16 protein-coding genes are annotated in these 12283 nt (G+C 58.8%); 8 read left to right on the top strand and 8 right to left on the bottom strand.

Annotated elements, in window-relative coordinates:
- Positions 1-41: 41 nt before the first annotated feature.
- The gene (locus AD663_RS00590; RefSeq protein WP_053213085.1) at positions 42-1133 is read right to left on the bottom strand and encodes an aminopeptidase; all 1092 of its coding nucleotides are present in this window, start codon (positions 1131-1133) and stop codon (positions 42-44) included.
- Positions 1134-1192: 59 nt separating this feature from the next.
- Here AD663_RS00590 and AD663_RS00595 point away from each other — a divergent pair, with 59 nt between their 5' ends.
- Together AD663_RS00595 and AD663_RS00600 are read left to right on the top strand one after the other, a co-directional pair.
- Positions 1193-1606 (top strand): hypothetical protein, encoded by a 414-nt coding sequence (locus tag AD663_RS00595; protein WP_003177203.1) that lies wholly within the window; start codon positions 1193-1195, stop codon positions 1604-1606.
- A gap of 41 nt (positions 1607-1647) precedes the next feature.
- Positions 1648-2073 carry a hypothetical protein gene (locus AD663_RS00600; protein WP_003177204.1) on the top strand — a complete coding sequence of 142 codons (426 nt, stop codon included), beginning with the start codon at positions 1648-1650 and terminating at the stop codon, positions 2071-2073.
- 6 nt (positions 2074-2079) lie between these two features.
- On the opposite strand, the gene AD663_RS00605 is transcribed toward AD663_RS00600, so the two are convergent.
- Both AD663_RS00605 and AD663_RS00610 read right to left on the bottom strand, forming a co-directional pair.
- A complete protein-coding gene (locus AD663_RS00605) occupies positions 2080-2313 on the bottom strand; it encodes a DUF1161 domain-containing protein (protein ID WP_003177205.1) in 234 nt (77 codons plus the stop codon).
- A 141-nt stretch (positions 2314-2454) separates the two neighbouring features.
- Positions 2455-2886, bottom strand: coding sequence for an OsmC family protein (locus tag AD663_RS00610; RefSeq protein WP_003177206.1), 432 nt, complete (start codon positions 2884-2886; stop codon positions 2455-2457).
- Between the two features lie 236 nt (positions 2887-3122).
- On the opposite strand from AD663_RS00610, the gene AD663_RS00615 reads away from it, so the two are divergent.
- On the top strand, positions 3123-4124 hold the full coding sequence (locus AD663_RS00615) for an LLM class flavin-dependent oxidoreductase (RefSeq protein WP_003177207.1): 1002 nt from the start codon (positions 3123-3125) through the stop codon (positions 4122-4124).
- 54 nt (positions 4125-4178) lie between these two features.
- Here AD663_RS00615 and AD663_RS00620 read toward each other — a convergent pair whose 3' ends face one another.
- The gene (locus tag AD663_RS00620) at positions 4179-4400 is read right to left on the bottom strand and encodes a DUF1161 domain-containing protein (RefSeq protein ID WP_003177208.1); all 222 of its coding nucleotides are present in this window, start codon (positions 4398-4400) and stop codon (positions 4179-4181) included.
- 112 nt (positions 4401-4512) lie between these two features.
- The gene (locus AD663_RS00625) at positions 4513-4728 is read right to left on the bottom strand and encodes a dodecin (protein ID WP_003177209.1); all 216 of its coding nucleotides are present in this window, start codon (positions 4726-4728) and stop codon (positions 4513-4515) included.
- Positions 4729-4885: 157 nt separating this feature from the next.
- On the opposite strand from AD663_RS00625, the gene AD663_RS00630 reads away from it, so the two are divergent.
- Positions 4886-5212 (top strand): YqjD family protein, encoded by a 327-nt coding sequence (locus AD663_RS00630; protein ID WP_003177210.1) that lies wholly within the window; start codon positions 4886-4888, stop codon positions 5210-5212.
- Here AD663_RS00630 and AD663_RS00635 read toward each other — a convergent pair.
- Positions 5185-6102, bottom strand: coding sequence for a LysR family transcriptional regulator (locus AD663_RS00635; protein WP_003177211.1), 918 nt, complete (start codon positions 6100-6102; stop codon positions 5185-5187). The genes AD663_RS00630 and AD663_RS00635 overlap by 28 nt on opposite strands.
- A gap of 112 nt (positions 6103-6214) precedes the next feature.
- Here AD663_RS00635 and trpB point away from each other — a divergent pair, with 112 nt between their 5' ends.
- The 4 genes from trpB to AD663_RS00655 all read left to right on the top strand — a co-directional run bounded on the left by trpB (position 6215) and on the right by AD663_RS00655 (position 9631).
- Positions 6215-7447, top strand: a complete 1233-nt coding sequence (gene trpB, locus AD663_RS00640) for a tryptophan synthase subunit beta (RefSeq protein WP_003177212.1) — start codon at positions 6215-6217, stop codon at positions 7445-7447.
- On the top strand, positions 7447-8259 hold the full coding sequence (gene trpA / locus AD663_RS00645; protein ID WP_053213086.1) for a tryptophan synthase subunit alpha: 813 nt from the start codon (positions 7447-7449) through the stop codon (positions 8257-8259). The genes trpB and trpA overlap by 1 nt, the downstream gene beginning before the upstream one ends.
- A gap of 401 nt (positions 8260-8660) precedes the next feature.
- Positions 8661-9128: a Panacea domain-containing protein gene (locus AD663_RS00650; protein WP_033045868.1), complete on the top strand. Its 468-nt coding sequence runs from the start codon at positions 8661-8663 to the stop codon at positions 9126-9128.
- Complete coding sequence (locus AD663_RS00655) at positions 9128-9631, top strand: hypothetical protein (protein ID WP_033045869.1); 504 nt, start codon at positions 9128-9130, stop codon at positions 9629-9631. Before AD663_RS00650 ends, AD663_RS00655 begins: the two co-directional genes overlap by 1 nt.
- Positions 9632-9741: 110 nt before the next feature.
- Here the strand turns inward: AD663_RS00655 and AD663_RS00660 are convergent, their stop codons facing one another.
- Both AD663_RS00660 and tssI read right to left on the bottom strand, forming a co-directional pair.
- Entirely contained in the window at positions 9742-10176 is a 435-nt protein-coding gene (locus AD663_RS00660) for a DcrB-related protein (RefSeq protein WP_003177214.1), read from the bottom strand.
- Positions 10177-10194: 18 nt separating this feature from the next.
- Positions 10195-12132: a type VI secretion system tip protein TssI/VgrG gene (gene tssI / locus AD663_RS00665; protein WP_053213087.1), complete on the bottom strand. Its 1938-nt coding sequence runs from the start codon at positions 12130-12132 to the stop codon at positions 10195-10197.
- Positions 12133-12283: the final 151 nt, after the last annotated feature.

The following is a 12283-nucleotide window of genomic DNA, read 5'->3' on the forward strand; positions in this document are numbered from 1 at the left end:
GTAGAGACCGCTATCGCGAGCAAGCTTGCGATAGGGTCCGTTCACGCGCCGGAAGCCTTCGATGCTGCCAACGCCTCCAAGGCTGCCTTGCGCCCATCGGTCGGCAGCTTGCCGAGTGTTTCCACTGCCGAATAGAACGCCGCCCAATCCCCATTCGCCTGCTTGAACAACGCCGCAAAGGCGGGCACCCATTGGTCGTACAGCCCGAACGGTAATAAACGCGCGTTGTTCAGCGGTGCATAGACCCAGGCGTCGTAGCGTTTGTCGCCTGCCCATTGGCTGTCGCGCAGCTGCTTGTAGTCGGTGCGCAGGCGTTCGAATGCCTGTGCCTTGCGCTGGCGCATCTTTTCGGCCGGCAGGGGTTGGGCATAGAGCGTTTCCAGGCGCTGGCGAGTGTCGAGGACCAGTTGGATGAACTGATCGCGCTGTTGCGCCTGCTTGCTGCTGTCCGGCGCCAGCCCACGATGGGCGCGCCATTGGCGGGTGCCTTCCTGTTCAACGAAGGTGGCGAAGGATTCGTTGAATTGCGTGTCGTCTTTTACATAAAAGCGCTGGTGCGCCAGTTCATGAAAAATCAACGTCGCCAAGCGTTCGTCGTCCCAATGCAGCATCGAACTCAAGATCGGGTCGTTGAACCAGCCCAGCGTCGAATAAGCCTCCACACCAGCAATCGACACGTCCATGCCCTGCAGATGCTGTAGCGCGGCCTCGCCCCGGGCCGCACCCTGGCTGTAGTAACCGCGATAGGCCACGCAACCGGCGATGGGGAAGCAATGGGTTTGCGGCGCCAGGGAAAATTCCGGCGTGGCGAAGACGTTCCAGACTACAAATGGCCGGCCGATGTCCGCGTACAGGCGATAACTTTGGTTGTCCGGCAGGTGCAGGTGTGCGCTGGCAAACGCCCGGGCCTGGCGTGCCTGGGCCAGTTGCGCCCGCAACTGGGGCGCGCGAGCGGGGTCGGCAATCACTTGATCGATAGGCTCGCGGGCCTGCAACAAGCGCAGTTGCCCGCCGACGAGCTGGCCGTAATAACCGACGCTGGTGCAACCGTTCAGTAACAAAAGCAGGAGGCCTGGAAACAAAATCCGGAAAGCACGGTCGAGTAACCGATGGTTTGAACGCGGCCTGATCAATTGGAATCACCCTGGGAAAGTCTGCCTGCAAGACTATCTCGCCTGCCTGGAGCTTCGCTATGCGCGTGTTGATGCTGACGAGTGGCCTGTTGTTGCTGACCGGTTGCGCCGGCTTGCCGGACCCTGATCCCTCCCAGGCGTGGATCGACCTGGGAAATCATCAGGACACCGCGTTGCAAGCGCTGGAAGTCGATGACAAGACCTCAGTCGACCGGCGTTATTTCGAAGTGCAACCCGGCAGCCATGAGCTGACGGTGCGTTATCAATTTGCCGTCGAGCCCGGCAATATCGGCCCGAATGCCGAGCCGCTGTGGCGTGATTGTCGTTTGAACGTGAAATTCAAGGACTTCAATGCCGGCCAGCGTTACCAGTTGCAGGCCGGCAGCATCGGTTTCCGGCCATGGGCCAAGCTTTACGATCAACAACGAAAAATGGTCGGCCAAGGCACTCCGGCAGGCTGCCAGCAAAGCTGATCGGCGCTATGCTCAGGGCCTGATTGCCAAGGAAACCGACCATGCGTGTTCACCTGCTGTTGCTGGCCTTCTTCGCCATGGGCGGTTGTGCAACCAGCCCGCTGCCCCCGGCCGATCCCAACCTGGCCTGGGTCGATTTCGCGATGCCTGCGCCGGGTGGCAAGGTGTTGATGGCGGAAAAACTCGATGGCCAACGGCTGCGCGATGGTCGCTACTTCCTGGTCTCACCGGGCAGTCATGAGCTGGAGGTGCGCTTCGACTTCGAGGTTTACGGCGGCGGTGGGTTGGGTGTGATGAGCGAACCACAAGAGCGGTTGTGTTACCTGACCATTCGATATGATCACTTCGAGGCCGGCCAACGCTATCGCCTGGAGGCCCGCAGCCTGGCGTTCACCCCAAGCGCCCGGCTCTACGACGCCAAGCGAGAAATCGTCGCCGAAGATCGACAAGCCCGTTGCCTGCCGTAGGGCTGCCTAGCGGTCATTCTTCTGATAGATGATTTTCTTCGTGCCGTTTTCGCACGTGCCAACCACCATGTTCTGGTCGTGAACTTCGTCATTGGTGACGATTTCCAGCGTGTAGGACGACACGTTGTTTGCCTGGATCTTCGCTTCGATTTCCTCTTTCAGTTCTTCGCAGGACTTTGGCGCAGCGAGGGCCGATGAGGCGAAGGCGCAGCCGATGACCGCCAGGGCAAATCGTTTCATGCTCGAAATTCCTCATTGCAGCGCGCACTGCCTGTGCGCTGAAACCGCAGGCGTGCATTCGATCACACTTGTGCCGGGGTAAACAGTTCGCCCGCCCGCAAAAAGATCGCAGCCTGCAGAGGCTGCGACCCTTTCAGTGCGTCAGCTCACCAGCGTCGCTTCCAAGGTGATGCTGGCGTTCAGTACCTTGGACACCGGGCACCCCTCCTTGGCTTTTTTGCTCAGTTCGTCGAATTGCGCCTGGCTGGCGCCAGGGATCTTCGCCTTGAGAATGAGCTTCACAGCGGTAATCGCAAAACCGCCGTCGACCTGGTCCAGGGTCACTTCGGCGTTGGTGTCGATACTGTCGGCCTTGAGCCCGGCCTCGCCCAGGATCATCGAAAAGGCCATGGAAAAGCAGCCCGCATGGGCCGCGCCGATCAGTTCTTCGGGATTGGTGCCCTTGCCGCCTTCGAAACGGGCCTTGAAGCCGTAGGGCGCTTCGCGCAATACCCCGGTTTCCGTGGAGATGGAGCCGATACCGGTTTTCAGGTCACCTGACCAATGAGCCGATGCTTTCTTGATGATCGCCATGTCTGCCTCCTAAAGATCCGGCGCGAGGGTCGCGCCTGGGTGTTTTCAGCTGTCAGGGATGTGAGGATAGACCGTCCGGAAAAGTTCATCTGGTCGATTAGCCGACGAATTTAGTAGGAAAATTCTTCGCAGCTATTGAAACTCGGGTATATGCCCACATTGCATGGAACACACCTTTAGAAACGGCAGGCTTTTGTCCACAGAAAAGCCCGGAACGCCGTTGGAGATCCTGGCCCATGAAACAGCTGTCCGAAGTGAAGTTCTCAACCCTCGACTTGGTGCCCGTTCGTGCCGACGGTAACGCCGGCCAGTCCTTGCGCAACTCCCTGGACCTGGCCCAACACGTGGAAAAATTCGGCTACACCCGCTTCTGGGTGGCCGAACACCACAACATGGATGGCATCGCCAGCTCCGCCACGGCGGTGTTGCTGGGCTATCTGGCGGGGGGCACTTCGACCATTCGTGTTGGCTCCGGCGGGGTGATGTTGCCCAACCATGCGCCGCTGGTCATCGCCGAGCAGTTCGGCACGCTGGAGAGCCTGTTTCCGGGCCGAATCGACTTGGGCCTGGGGCGAGCGCCCGGTTCCGACCAGATGACGGCCCGGGCGCTGCGTCGCGAGCGCTCCGGCAGTGCCGACGATTTTCCCGAAGACGTGGCCGAGCTGATGCGCTACCTCGGCCCACGCACCCCGGATCAACGGATCATCGCCATGCCCGGCACCGGTACCAACGTCCCGGTCTGGCTGCTGGGTTCGAGCCTGTTCAGTGCACAATTGGCCGGTGAGCGTGGTTTGCCCTACGCCTTCGCCTCGCATTTCGCACCGCGCTACATGCACGAGGCGATTCGCATCTACCGCAATCATTTCAAGCCCTCGGCGGTGCTCGATAAGCCTTATGTGATGCTCGGCGTACCGCTGGTGGCGGCGGACACCGACGAGCAGGCGGACTACCTGGCGACATCGGTCTATCAACGGATCCTCGCGCTGATGCGCGGCCAGAGCCTGGTGCAACGCCCGCCGGTCGAAACCATGAACGGCCTCTGGCTGCCCCATGAGAAGGAAGCGGTTGGCGATTTCCTCGGCCTGGCCATGGTGGGAGGCCCGCAGAAGATTCGCGCCAAGCTGCAGGTGCTGATCGAGCAAACCCAGGCCGATGAGCTGATTTTCACCAGCGACCTGTATGAGCATGCCGACCGCGTGCGCTCCTATGAACTGCTGGCGCAGGTCATGAAAGGCTGAATGACACCCATAAAAAAGCCGACGCACTGCGTCGGCTTTGACGTTCGAAGAGAATCACTTTTTATAGACGATTTCTTTCGCGCCGCCCTCACAAGTACCTACGACTTTTCCGTCAGCCGCTGCGCCCTTATCGACGATTTCCAGCGAATAACCTGACACACCCTTGGCATCCAGCTTCGCTGCGATTTCGCTTTTCAGTTCTTCGCAGGGCTTGCCAGCCGCAAATGCACCACCGGCAAGGCTCAGCAAACCCAGGGCCACCATCAACTTTTTCATCGCTCGCACTCCTTGGTCGGATCAAATAGGGCAGGTAGGAAACGCCGTGATGCGTACACCATAGCGCATCGCCATTCCTATGGCACTCCGCCAGCGTGCAAGTTCACTGCGCTTAGCTATTGGCGATGCGGAACCCGACCTTGATGGTGACCTGAAAGTGTGCGGCCCGGCCATTTTCGATGTGGCCGCGGGTTTCCGTGACTTCGAACCATTCCAGGTGCTTGAGGCTTTTGCTGGCCTCGGCCAAAGCATTGTTGATGGCATCTTCAATACTGGTGGGAGACGAGCCGACCAGTTCGACTTTTTTGTACGTGTGATGATCACTCATGACGTTCTCCTTTTAGGTTGTCATAACAGCCTAGCAGCGATTTTTCGCCTTACGTGTGTCGCCGTTTACGCCTTGAAAGTTCAGATTTACTGCACTTTAGGAAACGGCTGGAGTCCCAATTCACACACGTACTCAACCACTGCAGGAGAGAGCCACCATGGCCAGCACTTCGTTACGCAAAGCCTCGTTGCAAAGCATGGAAGCGGAGATCGAAAGTCTGCTCAAGTCGTTGGAAAGCCTGAAGGACGACGCATCGGACGAGTCGCGCAAGACCCTCAAGTCGCTCAAGGCGAACGCTGAAAGTGCCTTGAAACATTCTCGTCATCTGCTCAGCGACGCCTATGAGGAAGTCAAGGTTAAAACCCGCGAAACCGGTCTCGCCACCCGCGATTACGCGCAGGAGCACCCTTGGACTGCGGCTGGCGTGGCGGTAGGGGCACTGGGCTTGCTGGCCGCTTACTTGCTGTGCAAGCGCGGTGATTGAGCGGGTTGGCCCAGCTCATGCCTGAGCCATTGGGCCAACTGCCGGGCGCGCCCATCCGCGGCGCGCTTGGGTAACCACAACGCCAATCGTGCCGGGGTTTCACCAAAGCCCCACGGCGCGACCAGGCGACCGGCGCTGACGTCCTCGGCCACCAGTGGTTCGGGGGCGATCGCCACACCCAATCCCGCTACGGCGGCTTCCAGCAAATAATACAAATGCTCGAATCCTTGCCCGAACTTCATTGCTTGAGGTTCCAGGGCGTTTTGCCGTGCCCAGGTCGGCCAGGCCTGGGGGCGAGAAGTGGTGTGCAACAAAGGCTCGTCCAGGAGCGCGCTGGCCGGTGCGGTTTGCAAACGGTGGAAGCCAGCATAGTGCGGGCTCATCACCGGGCCGATTCGCTCGCTCGCCAGCTCGTAGACCTGCATGTCGGCCGGCCAGGGCGGCTCGGCGAATACCAACAAGGCATCCAGCCCTGGCCGCCTGGGGTCCAGGTCGCCTTCGCCAGCGGACAGGTGCAAGCGTAAATCCGGCAGATCGGCGTTGAGCCTGCCCAGGCGGGGGATGAACCAGCGCGCCAGCAGGCTTCCCGAGCAGCCCAGCACGAATGGCGCATCCACCGTGCTCTGGGTCAGTTCCGCGCAAACAGTGCGTAACCGCTCGAACGCATCGGTGCTGGCGTCGCGCAGACGCATGCCCGCATCTGTGAGTTTCAGGCCGCGGCCGTCCTTGATGAACAGGCTGACGGCCAAGTGTTCTTCCAACGCTTTCAATTGTCGGCTGACCGCGCCATGGGTGACGTGTAGCTGTTCGGCCGCCTGGCTTACGCTATTCAGGCGGGCGGTGGCCTCAAAGGCGCGCAGGGCATTGAGCGGGGGCAGGTCGTGGCTCATGGTATCTGTGAGTTTTCCTGACAGGTTGTGGCGATCTTATCGGTTTTCACCAGGGGATGTCAGGGGTAGAGTGGCCCTCATTGTCTTTCTTCGCATTCGCCTGGAGCCCCCGATGACCCAGCCTACGACCCCATTCAATCTGCGCAGTGGTCCCGATGCCAATGGCCTGTTCGGTGCCTTCGGCGGCCGCTATGTGGCCGAAACCTTGATGCCGCTGATCCTCGACCTGGCCCGCGAATACGAAGTGGCGAAGCAGGATCCTGCCTTCATCGAGGAACTGGCCTACTTCCAGCGTGACTACGTCGGTCGCCCGAGCCCCCTCTACTATGCCGAACGCCTGACCGAATACTGCGGCGGCGCCAAGATCTATCTCAAGCGCGAAGAGCTGAACCACACCGGCGCCCACAAGATCAACAACTGCATCGGCCAGATCCTGCTGGCCCGGCGCATGGGCAAGAAACGCATCATCGCCGAGACCGGCGCCGGCATGCACGGCGTGGCCACCGCCACCGTGGCCGCACGTTTCGGCCTGGATTGCGTGATCTACATGGGCACCACCGACATCGAGCGCCAGCAGGCCAACGTGTTCCGCATGAAGTTGCTCGGCGCTGAGGTGATCCCGGTCGTCGCCGGCACCGGCACCCTGAAAGACGCCATGAACGAAGCCCTGCGTGACTGGGTGACCAACGTCGACAGCACCTTCTACCTGATCGGCACCGTGGCGGGCCCGCATCCTTACCCGGCCATGGTGCGCGACTTCCAAGCTGTGATCGGCAAGGAAACCCGCGACCAACTGCAAGCCCAGGAAGGGCGCCTGCCCGACAGCCTGGTGGCGTGCATCGGCGGTGGTTCCAACGCCATGGGCCTGTTCCACCCGTTCCTGGACGACAAGAGCGTCGAGATCATCGGCGTCGAAGCCGCCGGCTACGGCATCGAGACCGGCAAGCACGCGGCGAGCCTGAACGGCGGCGTCCCGGGTGTACTGCACGGCAACCGCACGTTCCTGCTGCAGGATGACGACGGCCAGATCATCGACGCTCATTCGATTTCCGCAGGCCTCGACTACCCGGGGATCGGCCCCGAACACGCCTGGTTGCACGACATTGGTCGCGTCCAGTACACCTCGGTCACCGACGCCGAAGCCCTGGAAGCCTTCCATAAATGCTGTCGCCTGGAGGGGATCATTCCTGCATTGGAAAGTGCCCATGCCCTGGCGGAAGTATTCAAGCGTGCTCCCAACCTGCCCAAAGACCACCTGATGGTGGTCAACCTGTCCGGCCGTGGCGACAAAGACATGCAAACCGTGATGCACCACATGGAACAGTCCCAGCAGGAGAAACACTGATGAGCCGCCTGCAAACCCGTTTTGCCGAACTCAAGGAACAGAACCGCGCCGCCTTGGTGACCTTCGTCACGGCCGGTGACCCGAACTACGACACCTCGCTGGCGATTCTCAAAGGCCTCCCGGCGGCCGGTGCCGACGTGATCGAATTGGGCATGCCGTTCACCGACCCGATGGCCGACGGCCCGGCGATCCAGTTGGCCAACATCCGTGCCCTGGGAAGCCAGCAGAACCTGGCGAAAACCCTGCAGATGGTTCGCGAGTTCCGCAAAGACAACACCCAGACGCCGCTGGTGCTGATGGGGTACTTCAACCCGATCCACCGCTATGGCGTGCAGCGTTTCATTGGCGAGGCGCTGGACTCCGGCGTTGATGGCCTGATCGTCGTGGACATGCCGCCTGAGCACAACAGCGAGCTGTGCGAACCGGCCCAGGCTGCTGGCCTTGATTTCATCCGCCTGACCACGCCCACGACTGATGACGTGCGGCTGCCCACCGTGCTCAATGGCAGTTCCGGCTTTGTGTATTACGTGTCGGTGGCCGGGGTCACCGGTGCCGGCGCCGCGACGCTGGAGCACGTTGAAGAGGCTGTGGCGCGCTTGCGTCGCCACACCGATCTGCCGATCAGCATCGGCTTCGGCATCCGCACGCCGGAGCAGGCTGCTGCGATTGCCCGGTTGGCCGACGGCGTGGTGGTCGGCTCGGCGCTGATCGACCACATCGCCAGCGCCGATACCCCGGAACAGGCCATTGATGGGGTGTTGAGCTTGTGCGCCGCCCTCGCCGATGGGGTGCGCAAGGCGCGGGTCAGCTGATTCGCGGTTTCAATCGGACAATGAAAAGGGCTTCAGGACCAGGTTCTGAAGCCCTTTTTCTTTGGCCGCGATCCAATGAGTGTCCACAGATAATGTAACGCTGCCTCTACGCTTGATGATTGACCGCCAGGTCGGGGAATATTACTTAATGCCGCCCGATATCTAGCGGCCTAAATATATTCGCGGATCTATATTGTTACGGTGTCCAAGAAATTAGCTGGTTAAAATAGTGCTGGTGCTTGGAAAGCATTGTTGGATATATGAGGCGTTTTCAAGTGCATTTTTAGTTTGGCATCTAATCGATGTGTTTAAGTATATGTAACTTGCATTTAAGAAATAATTTATGAGTTGACTGGGCTTGGAAAAAGTGAGAGTATCCGCCAAAAATAGGAGGACGATTTATGGCGCTACATAAAGCTATGGATATAGCGAATTGGTTTATAGCGAAGTGTGCAGAGTCGGGGGATCTCGTCACTCATTTGAAAGTTCAAAAGCTTCTTTACTATGCGGAAGCATGGACTCAAACGCTGACGGGTAAGGAGCTGTTTTCCGAGCAAATACAAGCTTGGGCTCATGGGCCGGTAGTTCCTGAAGTATTTCATGCACTTAAACAATATGGTTGGAATCCACTCCCGGCCCCAGAAGATCAAAAAATACCAGTCGTTTCCTCTGAGATTGAAGATATCTTGATTCAGGTGTTTGAGGCCTACTCCGATCTTCCTGCCAAAACACTTGAGGATATGACTCATAACGACGCGCCGTGGATTAAAGCCAGAGGTAACTTAAGCGCTGAGGAACGTTGCGAAACCGTTATGCCCAAAACCGAAATCCTTGATTTTTTCAGAACAAAGTATGCGGCAGAAATATAATGGCCAAGGTTCCGAAGAATAAAGTAAATGAGGAAGCAAGAGCGATCGAAAGGGGAGCAGCGGCTACGACAGAGCTGGAGAAAAAAATCTTTGACCTCCCCGCATTCAAGAAAGATGGAGCACGTGAAGGTTCGCTAAATAAAAAACCCTATGTGGTATTAAAGTATTTCCAGAAGGATTGGGAGTGCTTTTCTGCGTGGACAAAAGAGGAGCTTGGCCAGTTTTCAAATTTTTTGACGACCCTAGGTAATCACACGTGGGACAGCGTGTATAAAACTGGAGGTAAAGGCGAAAACAAAGCGGGTTTAGGTTATACCCCGTATAAGGTTGAAGAAATGAATGCTGGCGGCTCCCATGTGAGAAAAGTCCTAGCCAATCTTTCCCCTGAAATTAATTTAATTGAGTTGCGTGTCAGCCAAAAAATGCGTGTGCATGGTTTTCAATCACATTCCGCATTTTTCATGATTTTGCTGGACAGAGAACATAAAGTATTTCCTCAGTAGTTTCGCTAGAAATATTATTTTTCGGCGTATAAGTAAAGATTTTGGGCGGCAAGTTGCTGTTGGCCGGGTTACCGAGGAGTGGCTTAGCGCGTCAGACATCAAGGCGACTATCACGCCGGAGCGTCAAACACCAGCGAGCCCTTGATCGTCGCCCAATGCGCAGCCTCGGCCTCGCCGAGTTTTTCCGCTTTCACGTAGCTCAGGGCAAGCATCTTGCGAGTGCCGGGCAGGACCAGGGCCAGCTGGAATTGGAAGACCTTTTCGTTGCCCTTGTTGAACTGGCTGCGCAGCTCGATGGCTTCGACTTCCTGGTTGGCCCCCACGCGCACGGTGGCGCCGGGTTGGCAACGCAATTGCTGGACCTGCTTTTCCAGGCGCTTGAGCTGGTCGTCGAGGTTGCTTTGCAACGTCTCGCCTTCAGCCAGCAAGCTGCGGCTGACGATAAGTGAAGTGCCCAGTTCGGGGAACTTGAGGATGTTGATCGTCGCGTCCAGCAATTCGCTTTCCGGCAGTTGGAACTGAAACTCATTGAGGCGGTAAGTCATGGCGCATAAATCTCGAGGTTAGCCCTTGGGCGACGGGAACGCGGCTTTGATGTTGGCATCGATGCTGCCCTTGACGCCTTGGCCGTCTGGCGTGGCGCCGGGGCCGCCGCCGTTGTTCAAGTGCAGCACGCCGCCGGTGTTGAACTCGGCATCGCCGCTGGCGTAGAAGCTGATTTGCACGCCGCTCAGGTTGATCTGGCCGCTGGCGTTGAGCTCCAGGATGCTTTCGCCGCACACCAGGCGCAGGTTCTCGCCCACTTCAATGACGTAGCTCTGGCTGATGCTGTCGGTCTTGCGCTGGCCCACCGAGAGAATATCTTCCTGCTTGACGATACGCAGGCGGTTGTTGCCGATGGTCACCGTCTCGTTGTGGCCGATGCTCTTGTTGCGGTCGTGGCCCACCGAATGGCTTTCATCCACCTCGACCACGATGTCCTGGTTGCGCTCGGCATGGATGTACAGCTGCTCAGCGCCTTTCTTGTCTTCCATGCGGATTTCGTTGAAGTTCGCCGGCGTACCGCCCTTGCTCGAACGGCTTTTCATGCCGCTTTGAGTCGCGTTGGCGGGCAGGTCATAGGGCACGGTCTGTTCGGCGTTGTAGACGCGGCCAGTGATGATCGGCCGGTCCGGGTCGCCTTCAAGGAAGCTGACGATGACTTCCTGGCCGATACGCGGAATCTGCATCGAACCCCAGTTTTTCCCGGCCCAGGATTGCGACACACGAATCCAGCATGAGCTGTTCTCATTGGACTGGTCATGGCGGTCCCAATAGAAATGCACCTTCACCCGGCCGAATTGATCGGTCCAGATTTCCTCGCCCTTCGGTCCGACCACCAAGGCAGTTTGCGGCCCTTTGACGATGGGGCGATGGGTGATGGGCATTGGTCGGTAGCTTTGCTGGGCGGCGATGCAGGTCAGGCTGCTTTCGAACTGTGCCGAAGGCGCGCCGCCGCTGGTTTCGCCGCTTTCTTGGGAAATGTAATAGCGTGCGCCGACGATCAGGTATTCGCGATTCTGGTCCTGGCGGGTGAAGCCGGTGAGGCTGAACAGATGCCCCGAACCCAGGCCGCGGGCGTTGCCGGCCAGCTCGACCTGTTCGTGCTGGGTCTGCAAGGCTTCGATGCGGGTGCGGGCGTAGTGTTCGCCATCCTGGCTCTGCACGTAGGTGCCGGGATAGTCGTACAGCGGGTAGTCGCCAGCAGTGTGTGGACGAGGCATCGCCGCGCGGACATCGATACGTGCGCTGGGTCGCTGGAAATCGTAGTCGTTGAGCTCCAAGGACCCTGGCTGGACTTCCTGGGCCAGGTGCCAATCGTGGATGTGGTCACGCTCGCGCTGCTGCTCGTTCTTCGGGTAGTAGGGCACCGAGCCGTAGCCGGGCGCCGTGGTGTGCGCGCCGTAAGCATCGGCCAGCACCAGCACATGACGACCTTGCTCATGGCGGAAGAAGTAATAAATGCCTTCCTGCTCCATCAACCGACTGACGAAATCAAAGCTCGTCTCGCGGTACTGCACGCAGTATTCCCACTCGCGATAAGGGTGGCTCAGGGCGTCTTCGAAATCGGAGAAACCCAGGTCGCGGAACACTTGCTTGATGATCTGTGGGATGGTCAGGTTCTGGAAAATCCGGCAGTCGGAGGTGCGGGTCAGCAACCAGAACCAGGGGCGCAACGTCGCCTGGTAACTGGCGAACTGGCCCTGGTCAACGTTCTGGCTGCAGCGGGCGACGATGCCATGGAAGTAACGCTCGCCACCGCCGTCCAGTTGCAGGCTCACGCACATGGGCTTGCCAAGCAATTGGTTGAGATCGATGGCGTTGTCCAGCGAGTGCAACTGCAACTCATAGTTGAACAGCCGCCCCAGCTCTTCACCGCCGCCCATGTCCTTGAGCAACAGCACCTCGGGTCCCAGCGGGCTGGTGATCTTGGCCAGGCGTGAGGCTTGATTGAATAACATCGGTTGTCCTTAATGGCTGCCGCAGTCCATTCGACGCTGCGCAAGATTGCAGACTTTCGACTTTGAAGATCAAGAGACCGCGCCCCTAAAACGCTCGCGCACAAGCGCGCGATCGCAGAGTGGTGACGCTGATCGCATAATGTAGTTTGTT

Origin of the sequence: Pseudomonas sp. Q12-87 (genome assembly GCF_001269755.1) — a bacterium.
GTDB classification, from domain to species: Bacteria; Pseudomonadota; Gammaproteobacteria; order Pseudomonadales; family Pseudomonadaceae; genus Aquipseudomonas; species Aquipseudomonas fluorescens_S.

What these genes read in the sequence shown, in the direction of transcription:
- AD663_RS00595 (WP_003177203.1), top strand. Translation starts at nt 1,193, where the DNA reads ATGCGCGTGTTGATGCTGACGAGTGGCCTGTTGTTGCTGACCGGTTGC.
- AD663_RS00600 (WP_003177204.1), top strand. Translation starts at nt 1,648, where the DNA reads ATGCGTGTTCACCTGCTGTTGCTGGCCTTCTTCGCCATGGGCGGTTGT.
- AD663_RS00605 (WP_003177205.1), bottom strand. Translation starts at nt 2,313, where the DNA reads ATGAAACGATTTGCCCTGGCGGTCATCGGCTGCGCCTTCGCCTCATCG.
- AD663_RS00610 (WP_003177206.1), bottom strand. Translation starts at nt 2,886, where the DNA reads ATGGCGATCATCAAGAAAGCATCGGCTCATTGGTCAGGTGACCTGAAA.
- AD663_RS00615 (WP_003177207.1), top strand. Translation starts at nt 3,123, where the DNA reads ATGAAACAGCTGTCCGAAGTGAAGTTCTCAACCCTCGACTTGGTGCCC.
- AD663_RS00620 (WP_003177208.1), bottom strand. Translation starts at nt 4,400, where the DNA reads ATGAAAAAGTTGATGGTGGCCCTGGGTTTGCTGAGCCTTGCCGGTGGT.
- AD663_RS00625 (WP_003177209.1), bottom strand. Translation starts at nt 4,728, where the DNA reads ATGAGTGATCATCACACGTACAAAAAAGTCGAACTGGTCGGCTCGTCT.
- AD663_RS00630 (WP_003177210.1), top strand. Translation starts at nt 4,886, where the DNA reads ATGGCCAGCACTTCGTTACGCAAAGCCTCGTTGCAAAGCATGGAAGCG.
- AD663_RS00635 (WP_003177211.1), bottom strand. Translation starts at nt 6,102, where the DNA reads ATGAGCCACGACCTGCCCCCGCTCAATGCCCTGCGCGCCTTTGAGGCC.
- trpB (WP_003177212.1), top strand. Translation starts at nt 6,215, where the DNA reads ATGACCCAGCCTACGACCCCATTCAATCTGCGCAGTGGTCCCGATGCC.
- trpA (WP_053213086.1), top strand. Translation starts at nt 7,447, where the DNA reads ATGAGCCGCCTGCAAACCCGTTTTGCCGAACTCAAGGAACAGAACCGC.
- AD663_RS00650 (WP_033045868.1), top strand. Translation starts at nt 8,661, where the DNA reads ATGGCGCTACATAAAGCTATGGATATAGCGAATTGGTTTATAGCGAAG.
- AD663_RS00655 (WP_033045869.1), top strand. Translation starts at nt 9,128, where the DNA reads ATGGCCAAGGTTCCGAAGAATAAAGTAAATGAGGAAGCAAGAGCGATC.
- AD663_RS00660 (WP_003177214.1), bottom strand. Translation starts at nt 10,176, where the DNA reads ATGACTTACCGCCTCAATGAGTTTCAGTTCCAACTGCCGGAAAGCGAA.
- tssI (WP_053213087.1), bottom strand. Translation starts at nt 12,132, where the DNA reads ATGTTATTCAATCAAGCCTCACGCCTGGCCAAGATCACCAGCCCGCTG.